Origin of the sequence: Acinetobacter towneri, from assembly GCF_001758345.1 — a bacterium.
Lineage (GTDB): Bacteria > Pseudomonadota > Gammaproteobacteria > Pseudomonadales > Moraxellaceae > Acinetobacter > Acinetobacter towneri_A.
On record NZ_MKQS01000049.1, the window covers coordinates 23,980 to 40,534 of the forward strand.

Annotated in this window: 18 protein-coding genes; 8 read left to right on the forward strand and 10 right to left on the reverse strand. The window is 42.1% G+C overall.

Annotation, left to right across the window (positions count from 1 at the left end; all coding sequences use genetic code 11):
- Positions 1 to 12: 12 nt before the first annotated feature.
- The 5 genes from BJN41_RS13440 to BJN41_RS13460 form a co-directional block, all read right to left on the reverse strand.
- Positions 13 to 552: a M23 family metallopeptidase gene (locus tag BJN41_RS13440; RefSeq protein WP_026438228.1), complete on the reverse strand. Its 540-nt coding sequence runs from the start codon at positions 550 to 552 to the stop codon at positions 13 to 15.
- Between the two features lie 60 nt (positions 553 to 612).
- On the reverse strand, positions 613 to 1,647 hold the full coding sequence (gene mutY, locus BJN41_RS13445) for an A/G-specific adenine glycosylase (RefSeq protein ID WP_019838053.1): 1,035 nt from the start codon (positions 1,645 to 1,647) through the stop codon (positions 613 to 615).
- 137 nt (positions 1,648 to 1,784) lie between these two features.
- Positions 1,785 to 2,147 (reverse strand): HIT family protein, encoded by a 363-nt coding sequence (locus BJN41_RS13450; RefSeq protein ID WP_070155794.1) that lies wholly within the window; start codon positions 2,145 to 2,147, stop codon positions 1,785 to 1,787.
- Positions 2,148 to 2,216: 69 nt separating this feature from the next.
- Entirely contained in the window at positions 2,217 to 2,957 is a 741-nt protein-coding gene (locus BJN41_RS13455; protein ID WP_070155796.1) for a dienelactone hydrolase family protein, read from the reverse strand.
- A 207-nt stretch (positions 2,958 to 3,164) separates the two neighbouring features.
- Positions 3,165 to 3,323 (reverse strand): DUF1328 domain-containing protein, encoded by a 159-nt coding sequence (locus tag BJN41_RS13460; protein ID WP_004647174.1) that lies wholly within the window; start codon positions 3,321 to 3,323, stop codon positions 3,165 to 3,167.
- Positions 3,324 to 3,514: 191 nt separating this feature from the next.
- Between BJN41_RS13460 and BJN41_RS13465 the strand changes: the two genes are divergently transcribed.
- Positions 3,515 to 3,967 (forward strand): YcgN family cysteine cluster protein, encoded by a 453-nt coding sequence (locus tag BJN41_RS13465; RefSeq protein WP_019838055.1) that lies wholly within the window; start codon positions 3,515 to 3,517, stop codon positions 3,965 to 3,967.
- Between the two features lie 117 nt (positions 3,968 to 4,084).
- The gene (locus tag BJN41_RS13470) at positions 4,085 to 5,353 is read left to right on the forward strand and encodes a replication-associated recombination protein A (protein WP_019838056.1); all 1,269 of its coding nucleotides are present in this window, start codon (positions 4,085 to 4,087) and stop codon (positions 5,351 to 5,353) included.
- 117 nt (positions 5,354 to 5,470) lie between these two features.
- On the opposite strand, the gene BJN41_RS13475 is transcribed toward BJN41_RS13470, so the two are convergent.
- The 4 genes from BJN41_RS13475 to dapA all read right to left on the reverse strand — a co-directional run bounded on the left by BJN41_RS13475 (position 5,471) and on the right by dapA (position 8,323).
- Complete coding sequence (locus BJN41_RS13475) at positions 5,471 to 5,683, reverse strand: cold-shock protein (RefSeq protein ID WP_004974113.1); 213 nt, start codon at positions 5,681 to 5,683, stop codon at positions 5,471 to 5,473.
- Positions 5,684 to 6,054: 371 nt separating this feature from the next.
- Complete coding sequence (gene purC / locus BJN41_RS13480) at positions 6,055 to 6,774, reverse strand: phosphoribosylaminoimidazolesuccinocarboxamide synthase (protein WP_019838058.1); 720 nt, start codon at positions 6,772 to 6,774, stop codon at positions 6,055 to 6,057.
- Positions 6,775 to 6,809: 35 nt separating this feature from the next.
- Positions 6,810 to 7,409 carry a lipoprotein-34 precursor (NlpB) gene (locus BJN41_RS13485; protein WP_070155924.1) on the reverse strand — a complete coding sequence of 200 codons (600 nt, stop codon included), beginning with the start codon at positions 7,407 to 7,409 and terminating at the stop codon, positions 6,810 to 6,812.
- Between the two features lie 14 nt (positions 7,410 to 7,423).
- The gene (dapA, locus tag BJN41_RS13490; RefSeq protein WP_019838060.1) at positions 7,424 to 8,323 is read right to left on the reverse strand and encodes a 4-hydroxy-tetrahydrodipicolinate synthase; all 900 of its coding nucleotides are present in this window, start codon (positions 8,321 to 8,323) and stop codon (positions 7,424 to 7,426) included.
- Positions 8,324 to 9,056: 733 nt separating this feature from the next.
- On the opposite strand from dapA, the gene BJN41_RS13495 reads away from it, so the two are divergent.
- From BJN41_RS13495 to ppk1, 3 genes are all read left to right on the forward strand, one after another.
- Positions 9,057 to 9,458, forward strand: coding sequence for a hypothetical protein (locus BJN41_RS13495; RefSeq protein ID WP_019838061.1), 402 nt, complete (start codon positions 9,057 to 9,059; stop codon positions 9,456 to 9,458).
- A 47-nt stretch (positions 9,459 to 9,505) separates the two neighbouring features.
- Positions 9,506 to 10,132, forward strand: coding sequence for a bifunctional nicotinamidase/pyrazinamidase (gene pncA / locus BJN41_RS13500; RefSeq protein WP_070155798.1), 627 nt, complete (start codon positions 9,506 to 9,508; stop codon positions 10,130 to 10,132).
- Positions 10,133 to 10,364: 232 nt separating this feature from the next.
- Positions 10,365 to 12,428 (forward strand): polyphosphate kinase 1, encoded by a 2,064-nt coding sequence (ppk1, locus tag BJN41_RS13505; protein WP_070155800.1) that lies wholly within the window; start codon positions 10,365 to 10,367, stop codon positions 12,426 to 12,428.
- Between the two features lie 108 nt (positions 12,429 to 12,536).
- Here the strand turns inward: ppk1 and BJN41_RS13510 are convergent, their stop codons facing one another.
- Positions 12,537 to 13,796: a hypothetical protein gene (locus BJN41_RS13510; RefSeq protein ID WP_026438230.1), complete on the reverse strand. Its 1,260-nt coding sequence runs from the start codon at positions 13,794 to 13,796 to the stop codon at positions 12,537 to 12,539.
- A gap of 78 nt (positions 13,797 to 13,874) precedes the next feature.
- Here BJN41_RS13510 and serB point away from each other — a divergent pair, with 78 nt between their 5' ends.
- From serB to BJN41_RS13525, 3 genes are all read left to right on the forward strand, one after another.
- On the forward strand, positions 13,875 to 15,095 hold the full coding sequence (gene serB, locus BJN41_RS13515; RefSeq protein WP_026438231.1) for a phosphoserine phosphatase SerB: 1,221 nt from the start codon (positions 13,875 to 13,877) through the stop codon (positions 15,093 to 15,095).
- A 404-nt stretch (positions 15,096 to 15,499) separates the two neighbouring features.
- Complete coding sequence (aciT, locus tag BJN41_RS13520; protein WP_019838067.1) at positions 15,500 to 15,835, forward strand: ciprofloxacin tolerance protein AciT; 336 nt, start codon at positions 15,500 to 15,502, stop codon at positions 15,833 to 15,835.
- 203 nt (positions 15,836 to 16,038) lie between these two features.
- A complete protein-coding gene (locus BJN41_RS13525) occupies positions 16,039 to 16,518 on the forward strand; it encodes an SCP2 sterol-binding domain-containing protein (protein WP_019838068.1) in 480 nt (159 codons plus the stop codon).
- Positions 16,519 to 16,555: the final 37 nt, after the last annotated feature.

The following is a 16,555-nucleotide window of genomic DNA, read 5'->3' on the forward strand; positions in this document are numbered from 1 at the left end:
TTCCTAACAAAATTAACGTAAATAAGGATAAGGGTTGACCGCGCCGCGTCCTTTACCATTTAAATAAAGTCCGTAATGCAAATGTGCAGCAGTGTGTTGGGCGTTGCCTGTATTGCCGACATAGCCAATATGCGTTCCTGCCTTGACATAATCGCCCACGTTTAAACCGCGTTTGTGTCCATCTAAGTGTGCATAATAATGCCAAGTGCCTGCAGGCCCTAATATCCAAATTACTTTACCACCTAAGCGATTATCGCGTAAGTCTGCAATTAAACCTTCTGTGGCGCTATACACTTTGCTGCCTTTCGGAGCAATGATGTCGATGCCTTCATGTAAACGTCCGCGACTACGAGATGCGCCCCAAGTGTCATTCAATTGATGCGCTTTAATGCCCTGTACAGGAATGGGTAAGCGGTTTTTTAAACTCATTTGATTGAGTTTTTGCACCAAGGCAGGCGGGAGTGGGGAACTGGGACGTTTCGGTGTAGAACTACAGGCCGCAATCAATAAAGTGAAGAGTGACAGGCTTAAAACAGCAATCCATCGAAACATAAGACATCCTTGTAATGGCAGTGAAAGCAAAATTTTCATTCATCACGATGCTTGACTATGTCACAGATTGATTGCTGAGATCAATTTTTTCATGGCGGTTGGAATGCCTAAATCGCTGGCGTGTTGCGGACTATGCCACTCTCCATTCAGTTCAATTGCCAAGTGTTCTTGTAAATCAGCATCGATCTGAAAACAAACAGCTTCAAGCTGCCAAGTGAAATGGGTAAAGCTATGCGAAATCTGTGCACGTTGCTTTACGTGTTTAAGGTGCAAGCGTTGACACAGTTGTTCAAAAGCTTGTGCATCTTCAATGACAGGCAAACACCAGAGTCCACCCCAAAGTCCTGTATTGGGACGTTGTTGCCACAACCATTGATCAGCACATTGCAGCACCAAGACGTGTGCAGCTTTAACAGGCACAGCTTTTTTTGGTTTTTTAAAGGGCAATTCCTGTTCTAAACCTTGTTGATGTGCTTTGCAGTGTTGTTGCATCGGGCAATATAAGCACAGTGGTTTTTTTGGGGTACAAATGGTGGCACCCAAATCCATAATAGCTTGTGTATAGTCGTGATTACGCACTTCGGGGCAGAGTTGTTCTGCCAGTTGCCACATGGCACGTTCATGCACAGGTTTAGATAAATCGTCTTCAATAGCAAAAAAACGTGCCAACACCCGTTTGACGTTGCCATCCATAATCACGCCGTATTGGCGTAAACCCAGCGACATCATGGCACCGCCCGTAGAGCGACCAATGCCCGGCAAAGCCATCCACTGTTCTAGTGTGTTTGGAAAATATCCTTGTTGAGCCACAATGGCTGCTGCTTTGTGCAAGTTACGGGCGCGGGCGTAATAGCCTAAACCTGCCCAATATGGTGCAACTTCATCCCAAGTTGCGCGTCCTAAATCTTGCACTGTCGGAAAGCGCTGCAAAAAACGCTCAAAATATTGCAATACGGTTTTGACCTGAGTTTGTTGCAGCATGATTTCAGACACCCACACCGCATAAGGATCATCGGCGACTTGCCACGGCAGGTCATGGCGTCCGTGTTGATCGAACCATGTGAGGAGAGCATCGGAAAATGAAAAAGCAGTCATGCGAACCCAGTTTGTAAAGTAGCGGCTTAGTATAGCCAAACTGGCGTGGGAATTACGTGCATAAAAAAAAGAAGATGAGCTTGCATCTTCTTCTTTAGGTTTTGTTTCACTTAGTTTGGGATAAAACGAGTCGTGGTTTAAATTTGACCGCTCATACCCCAACGGTTATCCAATTTTAAGGTCTGACCTTCGTAGCGTGGAATAATGTGGATGTGTAAATGCTCAGATTTGGCATCAAATACATCGCCATCATTAAAACCCACATGGAAACCTGCAGGTTGATGACGCAATTGCAACTCATTGCGCGCCAATTCTAATAAAGACAATAAACTTTTACGTTCTTTGTCTGTAATGTCAAAAAAAGAGCCGACGTGACGTAGCGGAATGATCACGCAATGTCCTTTAGACAGGGCATTGGGTTCAGGTAAAATTACCCCAAATTCATTTTTTGCCAAAACATCATAATCATCAAAATTGCAATAAGGGCATTGCTCAGTCATTGTTATATCCTCTTCTTTAAAATTTTCTTGGCTTGCGTTGAGTATATGCTGCGAAATTTGAACAGCAGATTAATCTGCTAAACGACGATCCAATACTTCATACATGGCAGCTAAACCTTGTTGCTCTGCCGATGCGTTGTAGCCTAAATCGACCCCATTGGCTTTGGCACGTTCATCGGCTTGAGGGTTACTAAAGCCGTGTTTGGCATCTTCAAAAATAATCACTTCATGCTCTACTTGAGCCGCGTGCATTTCTTCACGGAAACTTGCGACGTCGTCTAAAGTTACCATGCTGTCCAGTTCACCATGCAACACCAAAATCTCAGCTTGAACCTGACCTTGTTGTGCGGGGGCTTTCGGGCTGAGGTTGGCGTGGAAGGTCACCACGGCTTTTAATGCTGCGCCAGAACGAGCCAAATCCAGTACAACTTTGCCGCCATAACAGAAACCAATTGCAGCGAGTTTATCGCGATTTACTTCAGGTTGGGCTGCTAAAGTGTCCAAAGCTGCAGACGCACGAGTCACAATTGTGTCGGCATCTGCAAAAGTTTGCATCATCCATTCATTGGCTTGGGCTGCGGTGGTGGTGACTTTTTTATCGCCATACATATCAATCGCTAAGGCTGCAAAACCATGTTCAGCCAATTCACGCGCGCGTTGTTCGGTATATTCGTTACGTCCCCACCATTCAGGTGCGACAATCACCCCCGCGACAGCTTGAGCTGCTTCTGGTGCAGCAAAATAACCGATCAGTTTGCTGCCATCTGCAGCCGTATATTCAATTTCGCGAGTTTTGATTGCTAAAGCCATGTCTTATCCCTTATCGTTTTCAATGCCATGATTAAAGCATAATAATATGGCACGCATTTTTAAAAACAGGGCAAATACTGCCTATAAATGTGAGAAAATATTTTAAAAACGCCCCAATTGCCATCTGTTGCGTAAAAAGCACATATAAAAAAAGAAGGAATCAATCCTTCTTTTTTTAACAAATTTACAAGTCTATAGACGAGATCACTAGACTTTGCCGCGAGAGAGGAAACCAACAATTGCTAAAATCACAGCAATCACCAATAAAATAATGGCAAAGTCTTTGGATAAACCTGCGACACCACCAAAACCAAGTAAACTCGCGATTAACGCAATCACTGCGAAGATTATAGCCCAACGAAACATAATTGTTCTCCATGTGTTTTTATAGCTTCTGGATTTAGTATAGGGGGCTGAACGCAGCACACTGTTTTGTTTTTGTGTATTAAATGTTCAGTTGTTTGAGTTAAGTGTTTGATTCATTTAAAGACTAAACAAAAGCAACAAGTTGAAACAAGGCTGTTATAATGACGCAGTTTTGTTATTTTCTGTGCGCTATGTCTGATCAATTACGACCTGAATTTTGGAAAAACTATCCGCTGAATGCCTTAAATACTGCGGAATGGGAAGCCTTATGCGATGGTTGCGGTTTATGCTGTTTGGTCAAACTAGAAGATGAAGACACGCAAGAAATGGCCTATACCAAAGTGGCGTGCAAGTTACTGGACTGTAACACAGCACGTTGTTCAGATTATGCCAATCGCTTTGACTTTGTGCCCGATTGCATTCAACTTTCCCCCGAAAAACTAGAAAAAATTCACTGGTTGCCGCCAAGTTGTGCCTATCGTCGTTTAAAACAGGGCAAAAATTTGCCATCTTGGCATTACTTAAATACGGGCTCACGCCAAAGTGTGATTAAAGCCAAAAAATCTGCGGCAGGGCGTTGTATTTCAGAACTGGATGTTGCAGAAGAAGACATAGAAGATTACGTGGTGCGTTGGGTGCGTTAATTCATATTGCAGAATAAACCGTGAGTCGCGTTTTAGAGATAAAACGGCACGATTAGAAATACTCCAAAGCTTGAGATCATAGTAGACTAGGTTGAAGTCAAGTAAAGAAATAACAAGATGTCAGAGAGTCATATTCCACTGCCTGAGCGTTTGCGCCCACGCGATTTAGCGCAAATTATTGGTCAAGATCATCTTTTAGGTGAGCAAGCGCCGTTACGCCAAATGATTGATCAGGGGCATTTGCCGTCGATTATTTTCTGGGGGCCACCCGGGGTGGGGAAAACTACCATTGCTTTGCTGTTGGCGCAGGCGGTAGATCGTCCTTTTATCAGCCTTTCTGCATTAAATACTGGGGTCAAAGAGCTGCGTGAAATTATTGCCGAAGGCGGTGATTTGCTCACACCAGTGGTATTTATTGATGAAATTCATCGTTTTAATAAGTCGCAGCAAGATGCTTTATTAAATGCGGTGGAAAAGGGCAAAATCACCTTAATTGGTGCGACCACTGAAAATCCATCTTTTGAAGTCAATAGCGCACTGCTCTCACGTTGTCAGGTCTATACTTTAAAGGCTTTAGACGCCGATTCGATTCAGACTTTGCTCACCCAAGCCATTTTACAAGATCAATTCTTAAAAGACCGTTATATTCAGATTGAAGAATTTGATGCCTTGATTCAGTTTGCTGCAGGCGATGCACGCAAGGCTTTGAATCTATTGGACTTGGTGGCAAGCACCTTTGAACCCGATGTAGAAAATATCATCACCAACGCGATTGTGGTCAAGGTCGCGCAGCAAAACATTGCCCGTTATGACAAGTCGGGCGAGCAACATTATGATTTGGTATCGGCTTTTATTAAGTCAATTCGTGGCAGTGATCCCGATGCCGCATTGTACTGGATGGCACGTATGCTTAAAGGCGGTGAAGATCCGATTTTTATTGCACGTCGTATGCTGATAGCTGCTTCGGAAGATATAGGTAACTCCAACCCGAATGCCTTGTTATTGGCAGGTGAATGTTTCCGCTCGGTACAAGTGTTGGGTATGCCTGAAGCACGGATTATTTTAGGACAATGTGCAGTATATTTGGCGACCAGTGCCAAAAGTAACAGTACTTATTTGGCGATTAACAAAGCCATGAATTTGGCTGAAAAAACCGCCAACTTGCCTGTGCCACTGCATTTGCGTAACGCGCCGACCAAACTGATGAAAGAACAAGGCTATGGGGTAGATTATTTGTATCCACACAATTACCCCGAGCATTTTGTGTTACAAGACTATTTGCCGCCTGAACTGAAAGGCACAAAGTTGTATGAGTCGGCACGTAATAAACGTGAGGTGGAAGGTGAGCGCTTACAACAACGGCGTTGGCAGCAGACACAATCCTAAGCGGTTTGGTACAGCTGAAAAAGATATTTGCAAAAAGTATGGGCAAAAAAAAAGCGCAAGAATCAACTTGAGCTTTTTTTACTTTTGCTTGCAGACTTAAGGTCTGCATTCAAAGGCTTAAAGCGGTTTGATGTTTACAGCATTTGGGCCTTTTTGACCTTGCGCAATGCTGAACTCAACTTGCTGACCTTCGTGTAAAGTCTTGAAGCCTGAGTGTGCGATTTCGCTAAAATGCGCAAACACATCTGGACCAGATTCTGGTTGAATAAAACCAAAGCCTTTAGTTTCGTTAAACCACTTTACCGTGCCTTTCATTGTCGGATTTGACATAGGGAAATATCCTGCTGAATTTTAATATGTTGCAATCTAAAAAAGATTTTGAATAACTTGGAAAAAATGCGACTTAAAATCTGAACAAACGAAGGATTACAAAATAAAACTACGGACTTAGACGATTAAAACGAACTTCATATTTTTCTAGTATGACAACAAGCATACACGGAATTAAAGAATACGCAATTTAAATTCAGATAAATTTAAAAAAGTGGGAAGATCGGGTATTGTGGTTGGGTGTGGTTTTCAAAGATTTATTTTTTTTCATTGATTTAATTTAAAACTTGCTTGGTATACAGCAAAATACAAAAACCGAGCAAAGTTGCTCGGTTTGTGCAATACAGCTTTTGAAAATTGAAAAGCTTGAATTAGATATTGTCTAAGTTTATACCTAAACGTGCAGCAACTTCTTCATAAGCTTCAACTACACCGCCTAAACCTTGACGGAAACGGTCTTTGTCGAGTTTTTTCTTGGTGTCTTTGTCCCATAAACGGCAACCGTCTGGAGAGAACTCATCACCTAACACAATACGGTCGTGGAATACGCCAAACTCAAGTTTGAAGTCGACCAAAATCATATTCCCTGCGTCAAACAATGCTTTTAATACATCGTTGACTTGGTAAGTTAATTCTTTCATTTTTGCCAATTGTTCAGCATTCGCCCAACCTAAAGCAATTGCTTGAGATTCGTTTACCATTGGGTCGCCAAGAGCGTCATCTTTAAAGAACAATTCAAAGGTTGGTGGAGTCAGTTCTTTACCTTCTTCTACACCTAAACGACGGCAGAGTGAACCTGCAGCGTAGTTACGAATAACACACTCTACAGGAATCATGTCTAACTTTTTCACCAATACTTCTGTTGGTGTAAGTAGTTTTTCAAAGTGAGTTTCGATACCCGCTTCAGCCAATTTTTCCATGATAAAGGCGTTAAAACGGTTGTTCACCTTACCTTTACGATCTAGTTGTTCGATTTTTTCGCCATTGAACGCAGAGGCATCATCACGAAAGACTAAAATCAGGTGGTCTGCACTGTCTGTGGTATAAACAGATTTTGCTTTACCAGTATAGAGCAAGGTTTGTTTTAACATGAGGGAACCTTTTTCAAAAAAAATGCCTAGTACGGCTAGGCTGGCCAATTTTGGTAAATCTGGGCCAACAGATCTGCAGCTTTTTCTTGATCTGCAAAGCTGTTATCGGCATTGAATACGGCTAGGTTGTTGCTCGAACCGACAGAGGTCAATCTTAAGACATAAATCTGTTGATCGACCTTAATGGTTGCCTCGTAACGGTTCTTACTTTGACCAACAATGCTGTAATTCAGACTGCTGAGGGTGGCAAGTGTGTATTGCCAAATTGTAGCAGAATTTCCATCAATTTTGAGCAACGGATTTTGGTTTCCGTCAACTACAGGTTGAGGACGCCCAATTTGCGTACTGTCTTGAACGGTGTTGCTGCTGGCTTGCATGGCTTCAGGACGTGGCATCGCAAAACGGTTGCCACGTGCATTTTCAAGCTTAGGTGCATTTGCCGTTGCTAAAGGGTCAACACTTGGTGCAGGATACAATGGTGTTGCAGRTCGAACCACAGAACCTTCTGGATATTGAAGTGGTGCTAAAGAAGCGGCGTCTTTATAGTCCAAGGAACCATTATTGATGGCAAGAGAACTACAACCAGCCAAACTCAATACTGAAAGTGCAGCGATAAAACCAAAACGTAATTGCATCATACTAAGCTCTTTTATTGAATGACACCCGCAGCCTGAAGGGCTTCGCGTAACGGTGCACGATATTGTTCTGCAAGCGGAGTTAATGGTAGGCGAATTCCTGTACCAATTAATCCCATTTCATGAAGTGCCCATTTCACAGGAATTGGGTTCGATTCACAAAATAGAATATTGTGTAAATTTGCAATCGTACTGTTTTGTTGCTCTGCAGCTACAGCATCACCTGCAATTGCAGCCGCGCAAACTTGGCTCATGGCTTTTGGTGCAACATTAGCAGTTACAGAAATATTGCCTTTAGCACCATGTAGCATCAATTGATATGCCGTAGCGTCATCACCTGAGTACACCACCATGTTTTTGCCTGCCAAGCCAGCCAGTAATTGCTGACCACGTGGCACATCGCCCGTTGCATCTTTTACACCCACAATATTATGGATGTCAGCGAGACGGATAACCGTTTCATTGGACATATCTACACCAGTACGACCTGGAACATTATATAAAATGATAGGTAAATCAACTGCTTCTGCAATTGCTTTATAGTGCTCGTATAAGCCTTGCTGGGTTGGCTTATTATAATAAGGCGTTACCAATAAAGCTGCATCTGCGCCTAGGTGTTGCGCTTCTTTGGTGAGTTCGATGGCTTCATGCGTTGAGTTTGCACCAGTACCAGCAATGACAGGAATACGCTTATTTGCGACGCGAATAATTTCTGCGATTACTTTGGTGTGCTCTTCCATACTTAAGGTCGATGCTTCACCTGTTGTACCCACAGCAACAATACTGTTGGTTCCTTGTTCTATGTGCCACTCAACCAGCTTCTCGAGACCTTTCCAATCTACGCTGCCATCTTCTAACATTGGGGTGACAATTGCGACAATTGAGCCTTGAATGGTCTGTGCTTGCTGAGTCATTTTTTAAAAAGATCCTATTTTTCCATCCACAGAGGTGTAGAAAAGTAGATGTGGATGGTTGCAGTATTTTGATTTGGGGCAAAATTCAATCAAATTGATTAAATAATGCTTAGCCAAATTATGACTGATTCAGTGTGTCAGAACAATATGCTTTCGTCAAAGCAATCATAAACTTTGTTTAATTTAGTATTTTAGGATCAGTTGCTTGTTCTTTAAAATGAAAATAATGATCATCTCTTTAGTGCCCAAATTTTTACCCGTATAGCGCAACGGTCACCAGTGATTTATTAGCCTTAAGTGGGAATACTACGATACTGAACAGCAGATTTTTTATATAACTAAGGCTCAATTCAGAGCTTATAGCGCTTATATCTGAGAATTTTATTGGGAATATTTTGTTTTTTTAAATGATAGGAACGCAGCTGAATGATTGTTTTTGGCTATATTTTGCTACGTCATTTATTTAGATGGTTTATTGTCATTTATTGTGATTCCCTTGATGATGTGGTTATTGCTACGTCGTATTCCAACTGTTTAAAAGAATGAGAACAGTTGAAAGACCCATAGCCTGAATATGCAGGCTATTTTTTTGTATTTTGATTGCTGATTTTTTTGCAAAAACAATTGAATGAATTGTGACAAGTACTGTCGCAAAGCTGCTTATTTCACTGGGTGGTAATGACGCAAGCAGGGTATAATAAGACCTAAAAAACAGTAAAGATAAGAGCATTATTTGAAGCAGAAAAAATTAATCGCAGAATTTCAGTTGAATCAACAGCAGTTTTCGCTGTATCTGATTGAATATGAATTTATTTTAGAATTGAAACGCCATTTTCGGGTAACACGGACTTCTCCAAAACAAAATGCATGGCTGGCATTTGCCGATCAAGCCACTTATGAAGATGTTAACGCAGGTATTGATGCCTTTCAGGTGATGCGTTTAACTCGACAGCATTTGGTCAATTATTTAACTCGGCATTCACTGCCTTATTTTTATTTTCATGCTGCGACTGCACGCAAAGCCAAAATCTATCCACGTTTTGTACGGCAATTATTGTTACAGCTACCGAACTATCAACATTGTGCTGAACACAATTCTTTTTATTTTTATCAAAGTGAAACCACTCAGACTTAAATTTCAGCTATGCTGAAGGTCGCATTTAGGATGAGAAAGGAAACAGCATGCAGCAGCTGAATAGCGCCTTGATTGTGGTCGATGTGCAAAATGGTTTTTGTCCAGGAGGTAATTTGGCGGTTGCAGATGCCGATAAAATTATTCCCTGCATTAATGCGCTTGGGCGTGTGTTTCAAAACATTGTGATCACCCAAGACTGGCATCCTGCAACGCATGTGTCCTTTGCTGCTAATCATGCAGGCAAACAGGACTATGCGCAGATTCAACTCAGTTATGGTGAGCAAGTGTTGTGGCCTGTGCATTGTGTACAGGGCACACTTGATGCCGAATTACACCCAGACCTAGATTTACCTACAGCACAATTGATTATTCGCAAAGGTTTCCACGAGCAAATAGACAGCTATTCTGCCTTTATGGAAGCAGACCGTAAAACCACCACAGGTTTGGCGGCCTATTTAAAAGCCCGTGAAATTGATACAGTTTATATTGTGGGCATAGCTACCGACTTTTGTGTGGCGTGGACAGCGATAGATGCCTGTGAGTTGGGTTTTAGTACCTACGTGATTGAAGATGCCACCAAAGCGATTGATTTAAATGGCTCTTTAGAACAAGCATGGCAACAGATGTTGGCACATGGGGTACAGCGAGTGCAGAGTCAGCACTTACTTGGCTAAAAGTAGATAATAGACTAATTGTGAAAAGGAAGGGTTATACCTTCCTTTTTTGCTATTAAATAAATTGAATTTAGAATAAACTAAATAAAAATCATGTTTTTATATTAACCTTATCCTAGCGAAATATTCTGCAATTAAGTGTGGCTGTAACATGATTGTCATAATCTCTACCTACCATGCCTTGCACAGAGGCGAAATAAGCAGACTGTCTTAAAAACAGCATAGAGAAGATATGGAACACTTTCAGCATTCATCTGATACTTATTTTAACCGTGAACTCTCTTTAATTGAGTTTAACCGTCGGGTTTTGGCGCAGGCTTTAGACCCGGAGTTACCTATTTTAGAGCGACTCAACTTTCTGATTATTTTTTCACGCAATTTAGATGAGTTTTTTGAAATTCGTGTTGCAGGTTTGATGAAGCAACTCGATTTGAATGCCATTACCCGTACCCCAGATGCCATTCCGACTGAACAGGTCTTGGCAGAGTTGTCTGATAAAGTGCATCAGGCGGTGAAGCAGCAATATGACACGTTAAACTATGCCATTTTGCCGCAGTTGCAAAGTTTAGGGATTCACTTTATTCAATATCATGACATTTTGGATAAACATAAAGCGTGGATTGCCGATTATTTTGCGCGTCAGGTACAGCCTGTTTTAACGCCAATCAGCCTTGACCCATCGCATCCATTTCCACGTTTGGTCAATAAAAGCCTTAATTTTATTGTCAGCTTACAAGGCAAAGATGCCTTTGGCCGTGAAATTGAAATGGCGATTGTGCCTGCGCCACGCTCCTTGCCACGTTTAATCAATTTGCCAAAAGAAGTGGCAGGCAGTGCAACAGAACACATTTTCCTGACTGCGATTATTCAGCAACATATCAATGATCTGTTCCCAGGCATGAAAGCCACAGGTTGCTATGCGTTTCGGGTGACCCGCAATGCCGACCTGATTTTGGCTGAAGATGTCGATGATTTGGCAGTCGCCTTAAAAGATGAATTATCTTCACGTCGTTTTGGGCGTGCAGTACGTTTAGAAATTGAAGATGATTGCCCGCAAGAAATTATTGATTATTTGCTCAGAGAGTTTGATTTAGATGAACAGCAGCTATATCGGATTAGCGGGCCGATTAATCTGTCGCGTCTGACCAGTAGTTTTGACCGACCTGAATTGAAATATCCCCCTTTTGCACCTGTGATTCCTAAAATATTTCGAAAGCAAAAGCCGATGTTTGAGATTTTGAAAAAGCAGGATGTGTTACTGCATCATCCATTTGACTCTTTTCAGCCCGTGATTAATTTACTCAAAGAGGCGGCTAAAGATCCAAATGTGTTGGCGATTAAGCAAACGCTGTATCGCAGTGGCCCAGATTCTGAAATTGTGCAGGTACTTGCAGAGGCCGCGCGTAATGGCAAAGAAGTCACTGCCGTGATTGAGCTACGCGCACGTTTTGATGAAGAATCTAATATTATGGTTGCTAATGTCTTACAAGAGGCAGGTGCTGTGGTGGTGTATGGCATTGTGGGTTATAAAACCCACGCCAAAATGATTTTGATTGTGCGTCGTGAGCAAGACCAGTTGGTGCGCTATGTGCATTTGGGCACAGGCAACTATCACGCAGGCAATGCGCGGATGTACACCGACTACGGTTTAATGACCACACATCCTGATATTTGTGAAGATGTGCATCGGGTGTTTCAGGAGCTCACAGGTATGGGCAGATCGGCAAAATTAAAAAACTTGCTGCATGCACCATTTACCTTACACAGTGAATTGCTCAAACTGATTGAACAAGAAATCGGGTTTGCACAAGCAGGCAAAGCTGGCCGAATTATCATTAAAGTCAATGCATTGACTGAGCCACAGTTAATTACGGCTTTGTACCGCGCTTCACAGGCAGGGGTACAGGTCGATTTAATTATCCGCTCAATTTGTTGTTTGATTCCAAAAGTGAAAGGGATGTCTGAGCGTATTCATGTCCGTTCGATTGTAGGGCGTTTTCTGGAACATACCCGCGTGTATTATTTTGAGCATGGTGGTGCGAAAAAATTGTATTGTGCCAGCGCAGACTGGATGGGACGCAACTTATTTTCACGGGTGGAAACCTGCTTCCCTATTTTGGATGAGAAAATTAAACAGCGTATTGTGAAAGATGGCTTGCTGAGTTATTTGCATGACAATCAAAATGCGTGGGAGCTACAAGCCAATGGTGAATGGCAGAAAGCTGCTGTGGTGGGGCAGGCTGCGGTACACAATGCGCAAATGTATTTGGTCGAGCAAAAGCAGCTGAATGTGTAAATTTGGCTGTAGTGAATGGATGTGATCTCGCATCTACGAATATAAAAAAACCTGAGTATGTGCGCATACTCAGGTTTTTATGTTTTTCAAAGCATCTTATGGATTATTTTAAGAGGCTTTTGAATGTTTGCCTTTTAGAATTTCAGTTCGCAAGCTTTGCGCTAACTCAGCCGATTGGCTGTCCATACCATTGACCATAAAGGCGTGGCGCATCAGCACATTGGTCGGATTTGGCATACTTACCAATTCATAATGCGTAGACAGTTCATCCAGCAATTCTTTTGGTAGATGCACTGCATTTTCACGGGCAGATAATTGATGCACCAAGCGCTGTGCCGCCTGCACCGCAGATAACTGCATGGCTTCGACGGCGGTAGATAAACCACTACGAGTTTGCAAAACAAAACGTTTTTCTTCGCGGTAACGTTTATACAGCACTTCAGACAATAACTGGAACACCGTGCCAATCATTGCCATACAGGCTGCTGCATTTGGTGTATTGGCTGCAATACTCAGTGTTGCACCATCTTCATTGAATGGCTCTACCGTTTGAATATCGGAACGGTTTAATTTGTAGTGTTGTACACAAAGTTCAACACTTTTGTTCAGGAAAATCTGACATAAGCTAAAATAAGGCACAGACACACTTTGCGTGACCGTGTCTAATAATTGTTTCGGGTCATAAAACTGAATATTCAGCGCAATGTTGTTCTGATCTTGGCTTTGCTCAATGGCTTTTTTTGCTTTAGGCGAAATCACAGGTTTAGGTTGTTGCTGTGCCTGCGCAAGTGCCAAAGCAGTCTGATGTTTTTCTTGCTCAAGGGCTTGMGTCAATAATTGTAATTCGTGTTTGAGGCGGGATTCATTATTAATGCGTGCCAAATATTCACTACGGCTAGGACGGGCAATCGCGCGATAAGCCAACCATAACAAGGCATGAACCAGTAATGATAAAAGTGTGGCTAGCCATTGAGTACGCAGAATTTCACCAATACTTGGCTGAATTAAAGTAATTTCAATAGTGCCGACTTTCTTTTCATTAATGATGGCGTCGCGGACAAAGACTTCACCTACACGGGTACGTGACTGTCCACCTGTCGCCAAGACCTGATTTTTCGCATCTAAAATACGAATAGAAGCAATGCTTGGATTGGTGGCATAACGATTCACCAATAATGCCAGTGATACTGTATTAGGAGGTTCCAGCTCAGAAAGGCTGTCTGTGACCAGTTGGCTGGTCATTAACTGCCCCTGATTGGCGCGGTTTTCATTTAATTGGTGTGTTGTTGCAAGCACCAATAAAAAGGTGTGAAAAGCAAAACTTACAATCAATAGGCTAGCAAATAGCCCTTGTCTAGGCGCATTCAAGGTAAAACTTCCAAGGCATTTATATTCAATTTAGATTATGATTCTCACAATAGTTGTAGCTCAGACCCGAGTCAATTCATGCGAGAAATCATTCTTATATCATTTTTAGGACCTGACCAACCTAATCAGTTTACTCGATTAATGCAGGTATTGTCCGCTCATTCCTTACAAATCTTAGATGTTGGCCAAGCTGTTATTCATAATCAACTGACTTTAGGTATTGTTGTTGCATCAGAAGACCAGACTGCAACGGCTTTAGCCATGAAGGAGATTCTGATTTTAGCACATGATATTGGCTTAACTGTGCGTTTTAAACCAATCTCTGCAACTGAATATGAACAATGGGTCAAAGAAGGCGGTCGTACCCGTTATATCGTGACTGCACTGGCGCCAGAGCTGAATGCCTCACATTTACAGGCGGTCACGCATATTGTGTCTAGTCAGGGCTTTAATATTGAAACAGTGACACGTTTGTCGGGTCGTCCACAGCTCAATGCTTCTGTAGATGAACCAAAACGTGCATGTGTGCAGTTTGGTTTAAGTGGGCAAATGCTAGATGCGGTGGCTATGCGTGCTGCGTGTTTAAGCTTGTCGAATGAACTGAGTGTGGATGTTGCCGTACAAGAAGACAATGCCTACCGCCGTAACCGCCGTTTGGTGTGTTTTGATATGGACTCGACCCTGATTGAGCAGGAAGTGATTGATGAGTTGGCTATTGAAGCAGGCGTAGGCGATCAGGTAGCTGAAATTACCGAACGTGCCATGCAGGGTGAATTGGATTTTCAGCAAAGTTTCCGTGCCCGTGTGGCATTGCTGAAAGGCTTAGATGCTGCAGTGTTACCTAAAATTGCAGAGCGACTTACAGTCACTGAAGGTGCCGAGCGTTTAATTTCAACGCTGAAATCCTTGGGTTATCGCACTGCAATTTTGTCGGGTGGTTTCCAGTATTTTGCAGAATACCTACAGGAAAAACTAGGGATTGATGAAGTGCATGCCAACATTTTAGATGTGGAAAATGGCGTGGTAACGGGTGAGGTTAAAGGCCATATTGTCGATGGTGCACGTAAGGCATTATTGCTACGTGAACTGGCAGAAAAAATGGGTATTTCTTTAGAGCAAGCCATTGCTGTGGGGGATGGTGCCAACGACTTGCCAATGCTTTCCATTGCAGGTTTAGGTGTAGCATTCCGTGCTAAACCTTTGGTGCGTCAGAATGCCAATCAAGCCATTTCTAGTGTTGGATTAGATGGTGTGCTGTACTTATTGGGTGTGCATGACAAAGATTTGAACCGCGCCTAATATGACAAATCAATGAAAAAAAACGCGGCAGTCATGCTGCGTTTTTTGTTTGTATAATCAGCAGATAACGATAAACGGTAAGGAAAAACTGCCGATAAAAACAACAACAAGATCGAATCAAAAAAAATTTTTTTAGGGCAAAAATATAAGGTGTTTTTTTGTAATGACACGCGAATAAAGAGCCTGCTTCACTTCCCGAAAACTACCAAATTAAAAAAATGTAATGACAATATAATATTGCGACAAGGTGTGTCGCTTTATGAAAATACAAGTCTTTTTTTATCGAAAAAACGCAGCATAATGCATGCATAGAATTTAAATCGACATCCATTATTTATTTAAACGGTATTTGAAGTCGCAGACCAATTTAAAAAATGAGGCTGCATCTTTAGACGGAGGTTTTTATGGTAACAGCGAATTTAGCGACCATTGTTGGCTTAAGCCTCGTCGCAGCTGCGTTGATTGCTGTTTTCTTTTCGCCTTATCGTCGCTGGTTAAACTTTATGTTGGCAGGTATGGTTTTTTGGGGCTTGTTAGAAGTGGTACGCTACAGTGTACAACGTGTGTTTGAGCTGCCAATTACCTATAGTTATCTGTCTGCAATTTGCTTGGCGATGGCATTGGTAACTTTATTATTATTACGAGAAGATCGACGCGCAGAACGTGCTTTGGCAAAACGCCGCTATATTGAACATACCCCAGTGTATGAAGATGATCAGCAGCAATGCTCAAGCCGTTAATTAAAATAGATCCTTGATTTAAAAAAGATGCAACAGGTTTGCATCTTTTTTAGTTTATAAACACGGCTAACTCACCCATAAAGTGTGCGACAAAAGTTTAACATCCAGCTTAAGATTGTTATACAAAGCCTTGCGGTAAAAAGCAGGAGTTGTGATAGGATGATGCGATCAACTCTCCAACAATTACAATAGGCTTCACAGTCATGAAACTTTCTGCAATTCCTGTGGTCAAACTTCCTTTAGTTGATGTCAGTACCGATCCACTTGACCTTTTAGTGGCAGGTTTGGCATTACGCATGAAACAGCTGGCACGTACCAGTCCAAAATTTATTGAGCTAGTGCATGAGCGTCAGTTCCGCATTCAGATTGGCACTGATTTAGGTCTGGCGCGTCAAATTATTGTCAACAATGGACATATTGATACTGTGGCAGGCGATGCAGAAAAAGCTGACTTTATTTTGCAGTTTGCAGACAGCGAGCAAGGCGTAAAAACCTTAATGAAAGGCGATCCAACTGCGTTTATGACCGGCATGCAAAACGGCAGCATTAAAATGGAAGGTGATTTTGGCTTATTGGTGTGGTTTAACCAAGTAGCGAAATTGATTCCACCGAAACTGCCAAAACCTGTAAAAGAAAAAATTAAAATGGCACGCCAGTTTATTCAACAAAAAACGGGCAAATAAGTTATTTAGCCATCAAAAAACCTCTGATCAATTTTTG

Bases quoted from the DNA above. Each gene is read 5' to 3' on its own strand.
- BJN41_RS13475 (WP_004974113.1), bottom strand. From the start codon at position 5,683: ATGTCAAATCCGACAATGAAAGGCACGGTAAAGTGGTTTAACGAAACT.
- pncA (WP_070155798.1), top strand. From the start codon at position 9,506: ATGCAGCAGCTGAATAGCGCCTTGATTGTGGTCGATGTGCAAAATGGT.
- mutY (WP_019838053.1), bottom strand. From the start codon at position 1,647: ATGACTGCTTTTTCATTTTCCGATGCTCTCCTCACATGGTTCGATCAA.
- BJN41_RS13465 (WP_019838055.1), top strand. From the start codon at position 3,515: ATGTCTGATCAATTACGACCTGAATTTTGGAAAAACTATCCGCTGAAT.
- BJN41_RS13440 (WP_026438228.1), bottom strand. From the start codon at position 552: ATGTTTCGATGGATTGCTGTTTTAAGCCTGTCACTCTTCACTTTATTG.
- purC (WP_019838058.1), bottom strand. From the start codon at position 6,774: ATGTTAAAACAAACCTTGCTCTATACTGGTAAAGCAAAATCTGTTTAT.
- BJN41_RS13455 (WP_070155796.1), bottom strand. From the start codon at position 2,957: ATGGCTTTAGCAATCAAAACTCGCGAAATTGAATATACGGCTGCAGAT.
- BJN41_RS13450 (WP_070155794.1), bottom strand. From the start codon at position 2,147: ATGACTGAGCAATGCCCTTATTGCAATTTTGATGATTATGATGTTTTG.
- BJN41_RS13470 (WP_019838056.1), top strand. From the start codon at position 4,085: ATGTCAGAGAGTCATATTCCACTGCCTGAGCGTTTGCGCCCACGCGAT.
- BJN41_RS13460 (WP_004647174.1), bottom strand. From the start codon at position 3,323: ATGTTTCGTTGGGCTATAATCTTCGCAGTGATTGCGTTAATCGCGAGT.
- BJN41_RS13525 (WP_019838068.1), top strand. From the start codon at position 16,039: ATGAAACTTTCTGCAATTCCTGTGGTCAAACTTCCTTTAGTTGATGTC.
- ppk1 (WP_070155800.1), top strand. From the start codon at position 10,365: ATGGAACACTTTCAGCATTCATCTGATACTTATTTTAACCGTGAACTC.
- serB (WP_026438231.1), top strand. From the start codon at position 13,875: ATGCGAGAAATCATTCTTATATCATTTTTAGGACCTGACCAACCTAAT.
- aciT (WP_019838067.1), top strand. From the start codon at position 15,500: ATGGTAACAGCGAATTTAGCGACCATTGTTGGCTTAAGCCTCGTCGCA.
- dapA (WP_019838060.1), bottom strand. From the start codon at position 8,323: ATGACTCAGCAAGCACAGACCATTCAAGGCTCAATTGTCGCAATTGTC.